Annotated in this window: 9 protein-coding genes; 4 read left to right on the top strand and 5 right to left on the bottom strand. The window is 65.3% G+C overall.

The window, feature by feature from the left end; all coding sequences use genetic code 11:
• Genes tssM through H3Z74_RS23580 form a run of 4 tightly spaced genes read left to right on the top strand, consistent with a single transcriptional unit; the run spans nt 1 to nt 6,612 of the window.
• The gene (gene tssM, locus H3Z74_RS23595; protein WP_187761885.1) at nt 1-3,540 is read left to right on the top strand and encodes a type VI secretion system membrane subunit TssM; all 3,540 of its coding nucleotides are present in this window, start codon (nt 1-3) and stop codon (nt 3,538-3,540) included.
• The gene (tagF, locus tag H3Z74_RS23590; protein WP_187761884.1) at nt 3,537-4,025 is read left to right on the top strand and encodes a type VI secretion system-associated protein TagF; all 489 of its coding nucleotides are present in this window, start codon (nt 3,537-3,539) and stop codon (nt 4,023-4,025) included. Before tssM ends, tagF begins: the two co-directional genes overlap by 4 nt.
• Nucleotides 4,022-4,783, top strand: a complete 762-nt coding sequence (locus H3Z74_RS23585) for a PP2C family protein-serine/threonine phosphatase (RefSeq protein WP_187761883.1) — start codon at nt 4,022-4,024, stop codon at nt 4,781-4,783. Before tagF ends, H3Z74_RS23585 begins: the two co-directional genes overlap by 4 nt.
• The gene (locus tag H3Z74_RS23580) at nt 4,780-6,612 is read left to right on the top strand and encodes a serine/threonine-protein kinase (RefSeq protein ID WP_187761882.1); all 1,833 of its coding nucleotides are present in this window, start codon (nt 4,780-4,782) and stop codon (nt 6,610-6,612) included. The genes H3Z74_RS23585 and H3Z74_RS23580 overlap by 4 nt, the downstream gene beginning before the upstream one ends.
• On the opposite strand, the gene H3Z74_RS23575 is transcribed toward H3Z74_RS23580, so the two are convergent.
• Genes H3Z74_RS23575 through H3Z74_RS23555 form a run of 5 tightly spaced genes read right to left on the bottom strand, consistent with a single transcriptional unit; the run spans nt 6,584 to nt 18,279 of the window.
• Nucleotides 6,584-7,060: a CPBP family intramembrane glutamic endopeptidase gene (locus H3Z74_RS23575; protein WP_187761881.1), complete on the bottom strand. Its 477-nt coding sequence runs from the start codon at nt 7,058-7,060 to the stop codon at nt 6,584-6,586. The genes H3Z74_RS23580 and H3Z74_RS23575 overlap by 29 nt on opposite strands.
• Nucleotides 7,030-7,461 (bottom strand): hypothetical protein, encoded by a 432-nt coding sequence (locus tag H3Z74_RS23570; protein WP_187761880.1) that lies wholly within the window; start codon nt 7,459-7,461, stop codon nt 7,030-7,032. Before H3Z74_RS23570 ends, H3Z74_RS23575 begins: the two co-directional genes overlap by 31 nt.
• A complete protein-coding gene (locus H3Z74_RS23565; protein WP_187761879.1) occupies nt 7,458-10,547 on the bottom strand; it encodes a CHAT domain-containing protein in 3,090 nt (1,029 codons plus the stop codon). Before H3Z74_RS23565 ends, H3Z74_RS23570 begins: the two co-directional genes overlap by 4 nt.
• 23 nt (nt 10,548-10,570) lie before the next feature.
• Nucleotides 10,571-17,053: a hypothetical protein gene (locus H3Z74_RS23560; RefSeq protein WP_187761878.1), complete on the bottom strand. Its 6,483-nt coding sequence runs from the start codon at nt 17,051-17,053 to the stop codon at nt 10,571-10,573.
• Between the two features lie 38 nt (nt 17,054-17,091).
• A complete protein-coding gene (locus tag H3Z74_RS23555; RefSeq protein ID WP_187761877.1) occupies nt 17,092-18,279 on the bottom strand; it encodes a two-partner secretion domain-containing protein in 1,188 nt (395 codons plus the stop codon).
• Nucleotides 18,280-18,305: the final 26 nt, after the last annotated feature.

The raw sequence follows: 18,305 nt of genomic DNA, 5'->3' as shown, positions 1-18,305 counted from the left end.
ATGCGCAGGTTTTTCCGTAACTGGTTCGGCAACTGGTATGCCGTCACGATCGTCGCCGCGCTGATCCTGGCGGCATTGCTGGCGTTCGGGCTGCCGCTGTTCGTCGCATTCTTCCGGCCATTGTCGGTGCGCATCGCCTGTGCCGTGCTGGTTGCGCTGGGATGGCTGTTGTGGTGGTTCCTGCGGCGCCGACGCACGCTCAAGGCGGCAGACGCGATCGCCGCCGAACTGGCCGGGCCGAACGCCGCAGAGGAAGAGGGCAAGCTGCTCGGCAAGCGCATGAGCGAGGCGCTCGCCAAATTGCGCGCGAGCAGCGGCCGTCAGCGCGATTATCTCTACAGCCGGCCCTGGTATGTGATCATCGGGCCGCCGGGAGCTGGCAAGACCACGGCCCTGCTCCATTCCGGGCTGAGGTTCCCGTTCGTCGAGCAAGCGGTGAAAGGGGTCGGGGGCACACGCAATCTCGATTTCTGGTTCGCCGACGAGGCGGTGCTGGTCGACACAGCAGGCCGCTACACGACACAGGATTCGGACGCGACGGTCGATGCCGCCGGGTGGAGCGCGTTCCTGTCGCTGCTGAAGCGCAACCGGCCCGCACATCCCGTAAACGGCGTGATCGTCGCGATCGGCATCGACGAGTTGATCCGTAGCGATTGTGCCGCAATCGATGCGCATGCACGGGCCGTACGCCGCCGGCTGGTCGAGATGCGGCGAACGCTCGAAGTCGCGGTGCCGGTCTATCTCCTGCTCACCAAGGCCGACCTGATCGCCGGCTTCACCGAATATTTCGAAGACCTGGATGTCGAAGGACGGCGCGCGGTGTTCGGATCGACCGCGACATTCGCCAATGGCAGGCCTGCGTCCGCAACGCTGGCGCAGGCGTTCGACACGATGACGCAGGCGATCGCCGACCGGCAAGCGCGCCGCGTGTTCGAGGAAGTCGATCAGCGCCGCCGCGGCATGATGATCGGTTTTCCGTCGCAGCTCCGATCGCTGCGCGCGCGGCTCATGCGGTTTCTCGACGGTGCCTTTGTCTCGGGCGAGGAAGCCGCCGGGCAGCTGCGCGGATTCTATCTGACCAGCGGCCTGCAGGAAGGTGCGCCGCTCGATCGCATCCTGGCGGGCATGGCAGAGGTGTACGACCAGCCAATGGAGGCGACTCCGTCCAGCGGTTCTGGACGCGCCTATTTCCTCAATCGCCTGCTGACGGAGGTGATGTTTCCCGAAGCCGGGCTGGTCACTGCCGACACCAAGGCAAAGGTTCGCCGGCGCGGACAGCTGATCGGCGCATTGGCTGCGATCGGTGTAGCAGTGGCGCTGGTCGCGACCGCATGGGGCGTCAGCTTTGCCCGCAATCGCGCGTTTCAGGCGGAACTCGCACGTCAGACCGTTGTGGCGGAAAAACAGTTCCGCGAGGCGGGCGTCGATCTCGCCCAGGTCCGCGAGGACGATGCCGACCTGCGTGCGGCGATCCCGGCGCTCGACACATTGCGCAACCTGCCGCGCGGTTATGCGCAGCGCGGGGCCGGCGGACCGCCGCTGGCGATGACCTTCGGTCTGTATCAGCGCAGCCTGAGCCAGGAAGCGCTGGAAACCTATCGCGACGCTCTGCGCCGGGTGATGCTGCCGCGTTTGCTGCTACGGCTCGAGACGGTAATGAAGGCGCAAGGCCGCGATCCGATGCAGCTTTACGAGCCGCTCAAAGTGTATCTGATGCTCGGGCAAAAGGGCCCGATGGACGCCAAGTCGGTGCAGGCCTGGGTGACCGGCGACTGGGCGAACGAACTGTATCCTGGGGCCGACAGCCAAGCCGAGCGTAGCGCGCTCGCACGTCATCTCAGCGCATTGCTCGAAGATCGCGACATGGCGAGCGTCTGGCCCAATCGTCAGCCGCCGCTCGACGCTCAGCTCGTGGCAAGCGCGCGCGCCGCGGTGCAGACGCTGTCGCTCGCGGATCGCGCTTATGCCGTGCTGCGCCAAAAGGCAGCGTCAGCCGGACCGGCATGGGAGGCCGCAAACATTCTCTCGCAGGGTGATGTGCTCGCCTTTGCCGCGCCCGACCAGGTGCTCTCCGCACGGATCCCGTATTTCTTCACCCGGGCCGGCTATGAAAAGGCTTACCTGCCGGGGCTGGTCACCGTCCAGCAAGACCTGAAGCGCGACCTGTGGGTGGTGGGCGGTGCCGACGAGGCAGGCGTGGGCGCCGAACTGAGCAACGTCCGTCCCGGTGTGGCCGGACTCTATGCCAAGGATTATATCGCCGCATGGGAAGGGCTGATCACGCTGATGCGGCCAGGGGCTTATTTCAGCGATCCGGCGGCGTTCGGCGCCTTCACCAAGAGCCCGTCGCCGATGAAGCGCGTGCTGCTCGAGTTGCGCAAGAACACGACCTTCACCGGCGGCACGCAAGCCGGCCTGGCACGCGCCGCGCGCTATGGCCTCAACCGGTCGCGCATTGGCCGGATCGGGCAGCAGATGAACCAGGATCGCGCCAGGGGGATCGACGCCGGTGACGAGATCAGCGGTTATTTCGCCAATCTGCAGGAATATGTCGGCGACGGCCGCGGTTCGGCGCCGATCGACGAATTCGTCGGCGCGGTGAAGTCGGCCGGTCAGGCAGTAATGGCGGCACGGTCCATTGGCGGCGGCGGCGGCGCCGATACCACCCAGGCGCAGATGGCAGCGGCGATCGCATCCGTGAAGGCGGCCGCCGCGAGCGCTCCGCCGCAGATGCAGCCCTTCGTCACGCAAGCGGCGGGCGGCGGCTCGGCTGCGCAGGTCAGTGCCGCAGGCGGCGCGATCACCGACGCCTATACCCAAACCGTCCTCCCAGCCTGTCGGGAGGTTGCCCAGGAGCGCTACCCTTTCTTCGGGGCCGCACCACAGGATGCGGCGATGGTTGATGTGTTGCGCGTATTCGGGATGGGCGGCGTGATCGACAGCTTCACGCAAAGCCGGCTCAAGCCGCTGATCGACACCGAGGGCGCGATCTGGCGCTGGCGCGACGGCAATGCAGTGACTGCCGCACTCAATCCCTCGACCCCGGAAGCATTCGCGCGGGCAGGCGAATTGCGCGACCTGCTCGTCGGTGGGCTGCCGATCAAGGTATCGGTGGCCAGCTTCGGCACCGGAGTCGATACGGTAGAAGTCACCAGTGGCGGCACGCGCTATCGGTTCAAGGCGGCCAGCAACCAGCCGCACCCCTTGCTCTGGTCGGCAAGTGGGGGACTGCCGGAAGCATCGGTGGTGCTGTATTCCGCAGCGAAGGCCGCCACTGCGGCACCCGGGAAGCCGGCCGCAGCACCAGCCGATCCCGACGCGCAATCGGGCACCGAACTTGGGCGCTTTGCCGCCGAAGGACCTTGGGCGTTATTCCGGGTCATGGACATGGCGGAAAAACAGAATGCGGGGGCGCGGGCGATCCGGGCAAGCTTCGGCCAGGGTGCCCTGCGGACGACGCTGGCAATCACATTGCCTGGGGATCGGAACCCGTTCAGCCGAGCCGGGATCTGGTCGTTTCGCTGCCCGGCATCGCTATGAGCGGAGTCGCCCTGTTCGGAAAGCTTCCCGCGCACGGTGATTTCGTCGCGCGCGGCTTCACGCATGATCAGCGAGAGCAAATCGATGCCTGGCTATCGCCTTCGCTGGCTCAGGCGCGCGCCGATCTGGGCGAGGCGTTTGCAGACACATTCGATCGCGCTTTGCCATGGCGTTGCGAAGGAAACGGAATAGCGGGCGCCGTCGCTGCGTCGCAGGACGCGCTGGGCCGCCGCTTCCCCATATTGTTGCTGATTGGCGATCCAGCGGCGGCGGCACGGTGCGAGGCGTTGCTCTATGCCGCGATCGGCGAACGCTGGGAGGCCGACCGCCTTGTCCGCGAAGCGGGTGATGCTGCCGACGCGCTGGTGATCCATGCCGCAGACCGCTGGTGGAGCGCCGATGGCGACACGGAGGCCGCGACACTGGATGGCGCCTGTCCACCAATACTGATGTCGGCAATGCTCACCCGGTCGCCAGCATCATGACCGGCCTCAGGATCAACAGTGTTGCCGGCACCCATCCCGGGCTTGTCCGGCGCAACAATGAAGACGGCTTCTGCGATCGCGTGGCAGACGGCCTGTGGGTCGTGGCCGACGGTATGGGTGGTCATGCGCATGGCGACTGGGCTTCCGGTGCGGTCATTCAGGCGCTGCAGAGCATCGACGTGCCGACCGACTTCGATGCTGCGGCGCAATCGGTCGCGGACGCGATCCACAGCGCCAACCGCCGTATCTGGTCCGAATCGCAGCGTCGTGGGCAGCAAATGGGATCGACCGTCGTCGCCTTGCTGGTCCAGGAGGGGCGCTTCGCGATCCTGTGGGTCGGCGACAGCCGGGCCTATCTGCTGCGCGGCGGCGTCCTGCATCTGCTCAGCCGCGATCATACCCAAGTCCAGGAGATGGTGGATCGCGGGCTGATCACACAAGAGGAGGCGCGCCATCACCCGGGCGGGCATGTCCTTGCCCGGGCGATCGGCGTCGGGGCACGGATGGCAGTCGACGTGGTGATGGACGAAGTCGAGCCGGGCGACCTGTTCTTGCTGTGCAGCGACGGCCTGACCGGCAAGGTCGAGGACAGTGAAATCGCCGCAATCCTCGACGGAGGCGAAGCGCAGGCAACGCTCGATACCTTGATCGCGACCACGCTCGAACGCGGCGCGCCCGACAATGTCACTGCGATCCTGGTAGGGTTGAACGAGACGACCCTGCTCGCCCTGGCAGGTAGCCCAGGGCCCTTGCCATGACCGCACCACCGGGCGGCGAAGACGAGGATCCGCGGACGGTATTCGTGCCGCCCACGGCCAAACTGCCGGAGGACGACAGCGAGCGTACGGTTTTCGAACCTGGCGCCGCGCTCCACCCCAAAAGTATCAAGGTCGGCGATGTGCTGAACCACATGTTCGCCGTGCGGCGCTTCATCGCGCGCGGTGGCATGGGCGAAGTGTTCGAAGGCGCCAATGTGATCACCGACGAACGCGTTGCGATCAAGGTGATGCTGCCCGCGCTTGCCAGCGATCCCAACGTGATCGCGCTGTTTCGCCGCGAAGCGCGCACATTGACCCGCCTCCACCATCAGGCAGTCGTCCAATATCGCGTGCTGGCACAGGAGCCCGAGCTTGGCGTCCTCTATATCGTCACCGAATATATCGACGGAACGAATCTGTCGGACATGCTGGGCTCGCTTGCCCCGACCCCGGAGGCACTTGGGGCGCTGCTGCGGCGTCTAGCTTCCGGGTTGGCCGCCGCGCATACTCTGGGCGCGATCCACCGCGATATCTCGCCCGACAATGTGCTGCTTGGCGGCGGCGAACTCGCACAGGCGCGGATCATCGATTTCGGTATCGCCAAGGACCTGGACCCCGGCACGGCGACGATCGTGGGTGACGGCTTCGCCGGCAAGCTCGGCTATGTCGCCCCCGAACAACTGGGCGATTACGGCCGCGAACTGGGGCCCTGGACCGACGTCTACAGCCTTGGCCTGCTGATTCTGGCGGTGGCACGCGGGCGAGATCTCGGACTGGGAGGATCGCTGGTCGATGCGGTCGACAAACGCCGGGCGGGGCTGGATCTGTCCGCGGTGCCCGCAAAGCTCAGGCCCATCGTTGATCAAATGACCCGCCCGAAGCCGTCCGAACGCTATCCGACAATGGCAGCGGTGCTCGCAGCGCTCGACAAGGCCGAAGTGCCGCGCGAGCCGGCGCTCGACACGTCCCGCAACTGGAAGATCGGGGCCGGCATCGCAGCAGCCGCACTGCTCGCACTGGCCGGCTGGTTCGTCCTGGGCGGTTACGGCACTGATCGGACGGGGCCGGGCCGGGGCACTCTTCGCAATACCGCCGATCCCATTACGCGCGCCGGCGATGCCATCAACGCCGCATTGCCATCGGTCAGTTGCACCTGGCTCCGCGTGGTGAGTTTGACCAACGCCGCCGACGGTGCCCATGTGGCGTTGACGGGCGTCGCGGGCAGCCCCGCGGCAGCGTTGACCGAGATCAACCGCGCATTGAAGACGCAGGATATCTCCGGCGCGGACATCGATTTTTCGCAAGTTGCGCCGATCAACCAGTCGGGCTGCGCCGCACTCGACGCCTATCGCCAGATCCGCGCGCCTTCAGGCAACCGCCTGTCGGTACCGCAGCGCAAGTTCGAGATGCGCACTCAGCCGCGCGACTCCGCCTATCCCGGCTCGATCGCCGCCAATGCGGTGATCGGCATTTCGCTGGCGGATCCGAGCCGGGACCTGGCGCTGGTCGGGCTCGAGCCGTCGGGCAAGATCGACATGCTCGTACCGAGCAGAGCTGCCTTTATCGAACAGTTGAAATCCTCGCAAAAGGGCGTTCCGGTCACCGATCTCGGGGGTGACCGCTACCGTCTGCAGATCGATCTCGACCATGCGGGCTGGTCGGGATTGCTGCTGATCAGCGGCAAGGGGCCGTTCGATCCGGCCGTCGTCGCACCGCCGCTCGGGGCACGCGGCGCCGACTGGCGCGACCGGCTGGTCGCGATCGCCGCCGAGCGCGGCTGGGAAGCCGATATGATCTGGTTCAGGTCGGTCGATGAGGTGAAGGACTGAGCACATCATGCGCGGTCGGCGAGGCCGATCCCGCACCGAACTTGCCGGATCGTTGCAAAAGCATCGGCACCAGAAGGGCGCAGAGCGCGATCGTCATCGCCCAACTGGCGTTGAGGCCATCGTCCGACCCGCCCCAGCGGACAGCGCCCACCAGATCCAGATCGATAAGAGCGCCGAAGGAACCGAACCCGGGATTCGGATCGAGCCCGAGCCCGAGTTGTTCGATCGCATTCCAGGCAAAGTGCGCAGCAAAGGCACCCGCAATTCCGCCGCCTCGCGCCGCGAGCACGCCGAACAGCAGGCCCCCGAGCGTAAGATTGATCAGCCCCAGGGGGTCTCGTGCGCCAGCAAGCATGTGCAACGCTGCAAAGGCGATCGCGATACCGCCGATCGCGACCGGCAAGCGCATAACGCGGCTCAGCAGCGGTTGCAGCCAGCCCCGAAACACTGTTTCCTCTGCCGCAACCTGAAGCGCGATGACCGCCGCTCCCCCAGGAACGCAACGGAAAGGCCACCCCCAGCGCCATGCCGAAGGGTTCCTGCGAGCGCGGCGTAGCCCGTCGCCAGGACCACGCCGCCCAGACCGATTGCAACGCCCCGCCCACCCGCACGGAGCGGTGATTGCCCCAGTTCATATGCCTGGAGACCCGACAGCGCCGCACCTGCCAGTCCAAACGCCAGTAACGGGCCAAAAATCACGACGGTAAACACCGCCTCGGACAGCGCACCGGTTGTACTTCCGGCCAGTTCTGCCGCGACCGGCGGCGCATAGAGCAGCCAAGCAGCAATCGCTGCAAGCGCCGCCGCCACGACGCCAAGCGTCCTGGCGGGGCTGCCCGTCAATGTCACCGTTGCGCCATCCTGGCCGGGGTGGAGCTCAACATCGGCTTGTTGCTGTCGCCGACCAGGAAATAGGCCGCCCAGTAGAAGGGGTGGCTATACGTGGGCTGATCAATCAACGTACGTTGCGCGGCCTGCAATGCATTGCCCATCGTTCCCGTGCGCGCGTTTGCGTAGAAGGCGCGAACGAACTCATCGCTCTCCTGCTCGGCGGAAACCTGCCAATAGGTGGCAAGTACAGCGCGGGCATTGGCGGTCAAGAACGCCCGCACAAGGCCTTCCAGCGTCGCACCGGCTTCCTCCTGGCCGGATTGGCGCGCGAGCCCCTCGTTGCGCACGCCGCTTGCCGTATCGCAAGCGGACAGGACGACGAGATTGGCATCGAGCCGCAATCCGGCAATCTCCGAAAAGCTCAACAGTCCATCCGATGCGGCATCGCCAAACGAGGTGACAAGCGCGGGTGGCGATTTGGTACAGCCCCAGACCCCTTCCTCAAGTCCATGCGTCGCAAAATGCAGGACCTCGAACTGAGCCAGATCGTCGCGAGCCTTGATGCCGGTGTCGCTGAACGCGGCGTCGATCATCATCGGGGCGCCCTGATCATCGAGTGCGGCGGCAGCGATGCCGAGCTCGCGCCGGCTGACCGGCTTGAGCGCGCGGGACAGATTGGCCAGGCGGCCATAATCCACGCTGCAACCAAATCCGACCTCAACCTCCCGCGCCACCGCTGGCGAGGTATCGATTGGCGGCGGCGTATGCTCGCCCAGGCCCAGAAACGCCTTAGGTGCACGCGACGCCGGAAGCGCGCGCGCAACCAGGAAGGATCGCGGCGACAGCGCATTCGACACCGTCGTGTTGCGGGCGAGGAATGCCGTTTGCGAGAAATCGAACTGATTGTCGCGCACAACATTCCGGTCATAGCTGGTGACCAGCGCACCGATCGGCAGCCGCTCCAGCGGGCCTGCAGGATCGATCACGATTGCCCTTGCCTTTGCCACCATTTCGGACGCAGGCCCGGTAATCAGCCGATAAAGGGCATAGGCTGCGGCATCGTCGAACGGCACCAGCTTTCCGACCGCCAGATCGCCATCGATCGACGTACGAACCCGTGTGGCCAGCGCATCGACCGCCTGCTTTGCGGCATCGCTGCCCGCGACATTGTAGATGAATGCCTGATCCGAGGTGACGTAGATGCCGTAAATCCGCCGGTTCAGAGCGGCAATCTTGAGGAAACCTTCGCCCGGAGCAAGCGCTGCGCGCAGTTCCGCGAGCGACGCCGGCCGTTCTTCGACCGTCCGATACCGGGCATCGCCAGCCAGTTGCGCATCGATGACGATCAGCCGCTGCTCGGCCGCCTGCCGTGCCTGTTCGAGATCAGCGCGCGGTGTCGTATCGCCCGCGACCCGACCGGCCAGGGCATAGCGCAGCCGCGTGATCTGCCGTTCCAGATCGGCCCGCTCGCGCACCATCAGGCCGAGCGCCGGATCTGCCGTGACAACGGTCTGAAGCTGGGTAAGCTGTCGAGCGACCGCCGGCTCGCCGCTTGCCTGAAGGGCGCGGAAAAAGCTCTCGAACGTATCGGATTGTGGGGATTTCCCGGCCTCTGCCACCAGCAGATCGAGATAATCTTCCATGCCGATCGATGCGCCAAGCGACGTCGCACCGCCATCGATCAGCGCGTTGACTGCCTGGGCGAACGTCGCACGCACCGCGCCACGTGGCGCACCGCTCCGTGCAAAGACCGCCGCGCGTTCCAGGTTCGCCTCCGCGATCGCCGGCTCATTGCCGGTTCCCGCATTGGCCAGTGCGCCACGACGGAGTGCGTCGATCGCACGGTCGAAATAGGCGAGCGCTTCGCTGTAGCGCCCACTGCGCGCCAGCAGGCGGCCGCGCTGGCGATCGATTCGGGCACCGAGCCACAGCAATTGCGATTGATCGATCCGTTCGTTGGCGAGCGGGCGGAAGGATTTGGTAGCCAGATCGAGCGCCACGCTCGATCCTGCCTCATTGCCCCGGGACAGCAACGCGACACTGCGCGCATAATGCGCCTCGGCATCGAGTACCAGCCGTGCGAGATCGCCGGAATTGGGCACCGCCAATGCACTGGCAGCATCAGCGCGCGCCGCGCGTGACTGGTTCAGCAGTCGCAGCGTGGCGGGATCGCGCAGTGGCTGATCCGCGGGAGCCGGAGCGCTGACGATCCGGTCGAGAATGGCGATGGCATTGTCAAAATCGTGTCGGTTGAGCGCATCAAGCGCGAGATAGGTATCGCGCTTATAGGCCAGAAAGGGTGTCAACGTGCCGGGAGATTCGGCAAAGACTCGCTCGGCATCCGCGAAATGAGCGCTCGCTGCTTCGGAAAAGCGGATGTTCGAATCCGCCAGCCCCGCTTCGAGCAAGAGTTCGGCGCGGACCGCCGGCGATGCCCCGGTCGGCAATCGGCTGATCGCGTCGTTGAGGACCCGCGAGGCATCGACATAAAGGCCCTTGTGATTGAGGCTGATCCCCTGATTCAGGCCGGCGGCATCCAGTGGCGTCTCGCCGGCGGCGACCGTCGTCGCCTCCGCGCCGGCGCGTGCCGGCAGCGTGGCGGGGTCGAGCATGGCCGTCACGGTTCGCGTAATATCGGCGTTCGGCGCGCGAATGCCGGCAACGATCGCCAGGCCTTCCTCCAGCTGCGCGATCAGTCCCGGGGTTGCTTCTCCGGTAACCAGCGAGCCGCGACGATCCAGATCGATCCGGATTGTCTCCGCCCCCAGCGCGCGGTTGAAACAGCGTCGCGCTTTTGCCGGTTCGCCGGCCAGCTTCGTTGGCACGGGTGCCGCGCAGTCAACGCCCGCGTCAACCGCCGCCAACGCGGCCGGCGTGCGATCGACTACCCGTAACGCGCCGAGCGGACGGCTCGCCGCCACGTTCTGACAGGTGATGGCATAGGATCGTGCGAATGCATCGGGCGCGGCCGGATCATGCCAGTCGCGCGATGCGACGCACGCTTCCCCGGCAGCATTTCGTCCAAGGGCGAAACTGGAAAGCCGTGCCGCGGGAGTGACCGTCGTACATCCGGCAACCACGGCGGCCGCGGCGCCGACGAACATTATCGTGCGGGTAACCCCAAGGATCATTGTGGCAAACCTTCTTCGTCCGTCTCGCGTTCCGGCGAGAGCGCGGGGAGACCAGTGAGCAGTTCCTCATTATTGCCGCCAACGACCGGATCGAACGGCGTCGAAACGTCCTGCGCCACCCCGAACACGTCGTCGCTGCTCCATTTGAAAATTTGCAGCGTCGGCTGGATCACGATCGTGGTGAGGCAACCGACACCCGATCCGGCAAGACAGCCATTGATACGGCTGTTGGCCAGCAGACCCGGATCGATGTCGATCACGCTGGGTCCAAGCAGCGACGCGCTGGGACCGCCAACGCCGTTGATCGTGCCGAACAGAGCAAAGCCGCCGCCGCCCGCCCTACCCGTCGACCTGACGGTGAGCGCAGGTGTTGCCGGGTTCCCCAGAGTTCCGCCAAGGGTAACACCGGAGAACTGCCCCGGTACGCCGGTGTTCTGGATCAAGGCGTAATCAGCGAAGCGAAGGCTCAACGAATGAGCGGATATCAGCGTGGTCGCTGCAGGATCGTAAAACCCGCCGCCAAGGCCCGCGTTGTACAACGCGGAATTGCCGTTGTTGATAAACGCCAGCGCCTGCGCACTTCCGCCCGCGCCGGGCGTGAGCACGTTCAGAAAGCCCGACGCCAGCCCCACGGCGATCCTGTCGCCTCGCAGGTCGAGATTGGCATTGTCGAACAGGAGGCGCCCTCCCCCGGTGCTGGTCGCTGTCACGCGAATTTCAGTCGCGGAACCTTCTTTATCACCGCCGCCGATACGGAATGTACGGCCCTGGCCGCTTCCCTTGACGGTTCCATCGACGGCGATCGCTCCGGTGGTCAGCATCTCGACCCCAAGCCGGCCAGTTTCGGCGCCAAAGGTGAGCGCACCGAGCTGCAGCGCACCCGCGCCCTGATCGAACCGCACGCCGTCGGCATTGACCAGCGCGATTTCCGCGTTCGACAGGCGGAAGCCACCCCCAGCGGTATTGTCACCCAGTCGCATTGTCGACGACGCGGCTGCACTGTTCTGGAACACGACCGCGCTGGCACGCTGGATGCCGGTCAAGGCCACATCGGATGCACGGATCGTGATCGACCGCCGGGCGGACACTGCACCGAGCGTCGCCAGCCCGACGGAATCGATCGACGCTGCATCACCCGCCTGCCCTGCATCGAGTTGCAGATCGGCGCCACTGGTCAGCGACAGCGCACCACCGGCGCGTGCGTCGGTCACCCTGATTCCGCGGCCCGTGACGGTGATCGCGCCATTCGCCGTGATCGCGCCGGCGGTCATCGCATCGTCCGCTCCCAGCGTGAGATCGGTGCCGGCGCTGGCATCCGCCATCGTCAGCGTGCTGCGTGCCTTGACCAGTGCCTGTCGCGATGCGGTCAGTTTGCCGGCAATGTCGATCGCATTACCATTGAGCGTCAGCCCTTCCGATGAATCGACCGTTCCCAGCTTCATGTTGCCGGCATCGACCGTGATGTCACCCGAGGTCGACCGGAGCGATGTGCGGCCATTGCCGATGCCCGACAGGGCCCCTGCCGTGCGGATCTGGATCGATCCGGCGCGCACCGTATCGACCTGCACCTGAGCTCCACCTAGCGACGCCGCGCCCGATGTGAAAACGGAGGCCGCAGACAAAATGCCTCCGGCGTTAAGTCTGATCGACGCGCCCTGAATGGCATCGGTCGTGATCGAGCCGCTGGTTGTCACCAGACTTACGGCACCCGTTGCAGTGACAAGGCCGGTGGTCAGATCGCCTGCCGACAGGCCGATATCAATCGTGCCGGTGACAATATCGCCGGTGGTTAGAGACCCCGAATGACGAAGCGCACCGCCGGCGACACTGCCATCATAACCGCCGACGCTTCCCGACTCGATCGATCCCAGCTCGATCGTCTTCTCCATACCCGCGCGCAGCCCGAGCGCGCCACTGGTGCGCAGCGTGGATCCGGCAAGCGCGATGGCGCCGGCCGTATCGAGCACGATGGCAGGTGCCCCGCTTGCGCCCAGGTTGGACAGGGTGAGCCCCGGCCTCCCGTTGATATCACCACTCAGGGCGGTGATGACGATCGCACCGCCAGCACGCTGAGTCACGGTACGATCACCGAGCGTGACGCTTGCGCCCGTCACTTTATAAGCGCCCCCGGCGGTGACATCGCCATTTACCGCAGCGCGGCCGCTGGCGAGGATAGTGATATCCTGGCCACTGTATAATTTGTCCAGAATGGCATTGCCGCCCCTTGCGGTCAGTGCGAGCGGACCATTTGCGTGAGCCTCTCCGAGCAATAGGCTGCCGCCGGTGATGGTCATGTCGCCCGTGGCGAACGCCCTGCCGCCGTTGATCGCGCCGTTGGACGATGCCGAAACATTTGCTCCGGAGATATTGACGAAGCTCAGCCCGGCCCCGCCGGATAATGTCAGCGCGCCGGTCGCAGCAACGGATTGCAGGCTCGTCCTGCCCGTCGCCTTGAAGGTCGTATCGCCCGCAATCACGTCACCAAGGACTGTCAGGTCGCCATCATTCGCTATCAGGCTGATCGCATTGCCGCCGACATCGATTGCCCCGACCGAGATCGACGCGGCAGTAATCGAGGTCGGACCACCTTCGATATTGCCCAGTTGAACCGCCCGGCCGACCGTCAACGAGAAGGCTTGGCCCGGCCCTGCCGACAAGTCGATGCTGCTGCCGTTCTGGAAACCGGTCACGTCGCCCGTCGGCGCACTGACCGTCAGCGTTCCGCCAGTACTGCGGATAAACGAGGCACGGATATCGCGACCCGCAGCGACATTGACCGCACCATTCGCCCGCAGCCCCTCTTCCAGGCGGACATCGGCATCGGCATTGGTGGTGGTGAGCGTAGCGGTCCCGTCCGCTGTCACGCGCGTGGCGAACAGCGTCCCTGTGGAGGTCAGCGTCACATTGCCGTCGGTACCGGTCGCCGCAACGCGGCCAAGACTGATGGAGCCATGACCGGCGTTGACGCCGATCGCGCCGATAGAGGTGATATTGCCGCCGGTAACGTTGCCGGTCGTTGCCGCGATGCCGACGCCCCGGCCGGAGATCGACTCAAAGCTGACCGATCCACCAGCAAGCGACACCGCATTGGCAGCCGAGATCGCCCCGGTCTGCACCGCACCGGCACCACCGTCGATGGTGACCCCGCCGCCCAACACACTAATCGTTCCGGTCGTCACGCCGTTCCCCGCCGTCGCCGTCAGGCTGTCGGACAACAACAGATTTCGGGTGGAGATCGTTGAGATCGGTGTGGTCGCGCCGGTCGGCGCCGCAATCACCAGCGACCGCGCCGTCACGTCGCCAAGCGCAACGCTGCCGGCGTCGGTAGTGACCGTCACCGCCGATTGTCCGAACTTCCCTCCCGACAATAGCGAATCCGCGGCGAGCGAAATGCCGCCCCCTGTTGCGCTCAACTTGAGCGCTTCGCCAGCGGCGCCATCCGAGTCCGAGGCAAGCTCAAGCCCGGACTGTCCGAAGATCCCACCTCCGGTCGAGGTGATCGTCACAGCGCCCCGCGCTCCTTGACGCCCGCCGAGCACGACCGACTTGCCGGTAACCTGGTAGTTACCCACCGCGGTGACATCTCCATCTACCGTAGCGCGCCCGCTCGCGAGGACAGTGATATCCTGGCCGCTGGATAGCCTGCCGAGAACAGCATCGCCGCCGGTTGCAGTCAGCGCGAGTGCACCATTCGCTTGCGCTAGCCCAAGCGCCAGGCTGCCCCCGGTGACGGTTATCGCACCCGCCGAAAACGCTCTATTGCCGGTGATCGCGCCGTTGGACGATGCCAGAACACTTGCCCCGGAAATATCGACAAAGCTCAGCCCGGTGCCACCGGACAATGTCAGAGCGCCGGTTGCGGAGATCGACTGCAGGCTCGTCTTGCCGGTCGATGTGAAGGTCGTCTCACCAGCGACGACATTGCCACGAACAGTCAGGTCGCCATTGTTCGCGATCAGGCTGATCGCATTGCCGCCGACATTGATCGCACCGACCGAGATCGAGGATGCTGTGATCGAAGTTGGACCACCTTCGATATTGCCCAGTTGAACTGCCCGGCCGACCGTCAGGGAGAAGGCCTTGCCCGGTCCTGCGGCCAGATCGATGCTTCCGCCGTTCTGGAAACCAGTCACGTCACCTGTCGGTGCGCTGACCGTCAGCGTGCCGCCGGTGCTGCGGATGAACGATGCACGGATGTCGCGACCCGCCGCTACATTGACCGCGCCGTTTGCCCGCAATCCTTCTTCCAGGCGGATATCGGCATCGGCGTTGGTGGTGGTGAGCGTGGCGGTCCCGTCCGCTGTCACGCGCGTGGCGAACAGCGTACCCGACGACGCCAGCGTCACATTGCCGTCGGTACCGGTCGCCGTCAGGCGGCCGAGACTGATCGTGCCCAGCGCGGCATTGACGCCGATCGCCCCGATCGACGTGATGTCCCCGCCGGCAATATTGCCGGTGGTTGCCGTTACATTGACACCCCGGCCGGAAATCGCGCCATAGTTGACCGACCCGCCAGTGAGCGATACCGCGCCGGCCGCCGAAATCGCGCCGGTCTTCACCGCACCGACACCACCATCGATGGCAACGCCGCCGCCCGACACGCCAATCGTTCCGGTTGTCACGCCGTTCGCGGCCGTCGCCGTCAGACTGTCGGTCAGCAAGAGATTACGAGTGGAGATCGTCGAGATCGGCGTGGTCGCGCCGGTCGGCGCTGCAATCACCAGCGATCGTCCTGTCACGTCACCGAGCGCAACGCTGCCGGCATCGGTCGTGACCGTCACTACCGATTGCCCAAACCTCCCCCCGGACAACAGCGAATTTGCCGCAAGCGAAATAGCTCCCCCGGTCGCGCCCAACGTAAGCGCTTCGCCAGAGGCTCCGTCCGTATCGGCGGCAAGCACCAGCCCGGACTGTCCGACGATCGCGCCGCCGGTCGCGGTGATTGCGACCGCGCCACGTGCTTCCTGCCTGCCGCCCAGAGTGACTGACTTGCCGGTAACCCGGTAATCACCTGCCGTGGTGACATTGCCGAGCACCGCCGCCTCGCCGGTGCCGGCACTGATCGTGACCCCGCCGCCATTGGCCTGGATCGCCCTGGTGAAGAGAATCGCGCCGGTTCCCGTGGCAGACACGGCCCCACTGCTCGTCACCGTATCGGTCACGGCCATATTGCCGCCGACCGCATTCAGCGTCACGCCGTCGCCATCGACCCGACCGAGAATGACCCCGCCTGCGGTGGAGTTGATCGCTACCGCCCCGCCGCGCACGTTCTGAAGCGTCACTGACGCGCCGGTCGCGGACACACCAAGCGCCCCCGCGAGCGTGTTCAGTCTTACGGTACTATTGCTGGTTACCGATGCCCGTCCGTTGGTGCTCTCGACCGTGTCCAGAATGATCGGCGAGCCGCCGACCAGCGTCACGTCACCGCTCGCGCGGATCGTGGACTGGATGGACAATGCCCCGACCGGCGCCGCCAGCGATATCCCCTGGCCCGCTCCGGTCACGGCAATGCTCGCAACGCTGAGACTGCCCCCATTGCTGCGCGCCGAGAAACTCTCAACCAGATTGAGATTGCCGAACGCCAGCGAGCCGTTGCTGACAATCGGTGCCGCATTTGTCGCGGGATTGCCCCCAGCAATCGAAAGACCGGTAAGGGCCCGTGCCGTCACGTCCCCCAGAATCAGCGTCGCGCCATTCGCTTCGTTGCGAACGGCAACCCTCAAGGCTCGGTTCGTTCCGGCCGTGATACGGCCAGTCGAGGACAGATTGATCCCTTGTGTCCCGGCAGCCTGCAATCGGACAAAATCCGACGCGTCGGTGCTGGTCGATGTCAGCTTCAACCCCGCGACGCTGGAAATACCGCCGACCCGCGCCTGCAAGTCAATCGTGCCGCCGCTCGTCACGTTCTGGCCATTCAGCCTGACCGACGCCCCGCGCAACGTGAGATCGTCGTCAGCGTCGAGATCGCCATCAAAAATGGCATTGCCAACCGCATCGACCGACAGTGCACCGCCGCTGTGGATCGCGCCTGTGGTGAGCGCACCGGCGGAAATGAGGGTTACAGCCTGATCGGCATCGATCGCGCCGGTTTTGAGAGCGCCGGACGTGCTGGTCAAAGCAACGGCGTCCGTAGTGCTGGTCAGTGCGCCAGTGGTGAGCGTTGTACCCTGAAGCTTGATCTGGCCGGTCAGCGTCATGTCGCCCGTCGTCACCGCCGCCTGCCGCACGATACCAGTGTCGAAGGACGCGGCGCCGACGGCACCGACTAGGCTACGCGCAGTCACCGTGCCAAGCGTGACGCTCCCATTGGAGGCGCCGGATCGAATACGAACGCTCGATTCCCGATTTGCGCCGCCCTTCAGGATCGTGCCCGGGGCAAAATTGATCACGCCGGAGGGTACGTTCGTCGGCGTGCCGTCAAATGTCGCCGCCAGCGTCAACGCTTCCCGCTCCGATGACCCGTCAGCGTTCGATACCAACGTCAGTCCTGCCAGGCCCGTCAGTGTCCGGCTCGCGGTTATGTCGATTGCGCCATTGGCGCTTTGAAGGACGGGAGTGCTCCCCCCAAGGTGACCGAGCGCCCATCAACCGCATAATCGCCTCCCGCGGTCACCGCCCCGGCGACCGTCACGTCGCCAGCGCCCGCCAGGCGTATGTGGCGCCTCGACGACAATACGCTGGTGAACGATGCGGAGCCGGAGGCCCCGGCAAGAATGTCGCTGCCGTCATTGTCCGTGCTGGTCAGGTCACCCCTGACGAGCAGGTTGGCAATGCCGCCGGTGTCTGCGGCCGCCCCGCCCACGGTCACACCATCGACCGCATTCGCCGGCCGTCCGGCCGAAAGGACGATCCCGCGCGTCCCGGACGTTGCAGTCGTGACTTTCGCATCGACCTGGAGCAGGGCGTCGGTCACGCTGCTCTGCGATGCCAGCGCGAACAACGCGTCCGCCCCTGCCACCGTGCCGCGGATGAGCTGGCTGCGCCCGCTGACCGCCGTGCCGCGATTGATCCTGATCGACAACGGGCTGCCGCTGTTGAACGTCAGATCGACATCGCTCGCGGTGATGAATGCGACATCCTGGTTGGTCGCATCGAAACTGCCATAAGCATCGATCTTCGGCGCGACCATGATCAGGCCGCGATTGCCGCCCTCGACCCTGATCTTTGCGCCGTTCATCACGGTGATCGCGGACTGGCTGCCCGCAGCGGTGCTCAGCGCGAAATTACCGTTGCGGTCGAGGAAATCCGCATCCGTCATATTGAGCGTGCTGAGCACGAGCGAGCCGGTATTGATGTTGGCGTTGCTGCCAACCATGATGCCGCTGCCGTTCATCACCCAGACCGCAACGTTGCTGCCCGACGACAAATTGCCCAGAATTTTCGACGGATTGCCTGACAAATCGCGGTTCAGCACCGCGGCCCTCTGACCGAAACCGCGGTCGAACCGAACGGTCCCGTTTTGGGGGATATTGAATCCGTCATTCCAATTGATGATCGTGTTATCGGCACGCAGCGCGATGTCGAGCCGGTTGGTTCCGGGCGTGAAGACTGGCGCGTTGCCGTTGTTGCTACCGGTCGTGTTGCCGGGATTGGGGAGCGACTGGCCAAAAGCCGGCATTGCCATGAAACCGACAATTGCCGTGGTCGCTGCCAGCCAGCGCCGGTGGCGGACATACATGCCGCCGCGTAACCCGGACTTATTCATAAGCAAACCCCATCTGTTTCGTCATG

Source organism: Sphingomonas alpina (assembly GCF_014490665.1).
Taxonomy (GTDB): domain Bacteria; phylum Pseudomonadota; class Alphaproteobacteria; order Sphingomonadales; family Sphingomonadaceae; genus Sphingomonas; species Sphingomonas alpina.
This window is presented reverse-complemented; position numbering and strand designations above follow the sequence as displayed.

What these genes read in the sequence shown, in the direction of transcription:
- tssM (WP_187761885.1), top strand. Translation starts at nt 1, where the DNA reads ATGCGCAGGTTTTTCCGTAACTGGTTCGGCAACTGGTATGCCGTCACG.
- tagF (WP_187761884.1), top strand. Translation starts at nt 3,537, where the DNA reads ATGAGCGGAGTCGCCCTGTTCGGAAAGCTTCCCGCGCACGGTGATTTC.
- H3Z74_RS23585 (WP_187761883.1), top strand. Translation starts at nt 4,022, where the DNA reads ATGACCGGCCTCAGGATCAACAGTGTTGCCGGCACCCATCCCGGGCTT.
- H3Z74_RS23580 (WP_187761882.1), top strand. Translation starts at nt 4,780, where the DNA reads ATGACCGCACCACCGGGCGGCGAAGACGAGGATCCGCGGACGGTATTC.
- H3Z74_RS23565 (WP_187761879.1), bottom strand. Translation starts at nt 10,547, where the DNA reads ATGTTCGTCGGCGCCGCGGCCGCCGTGGTTGCCGGATGTACGACGGTC.
- H3Z74_RS23555 (WP_187761877.1), bottom strand. Translation starts at nt 18,279, where the DNA reads ATGAATAAGTCCGGGTTACGCGGCGGCATGTATGTCCGCCACCGGCGC.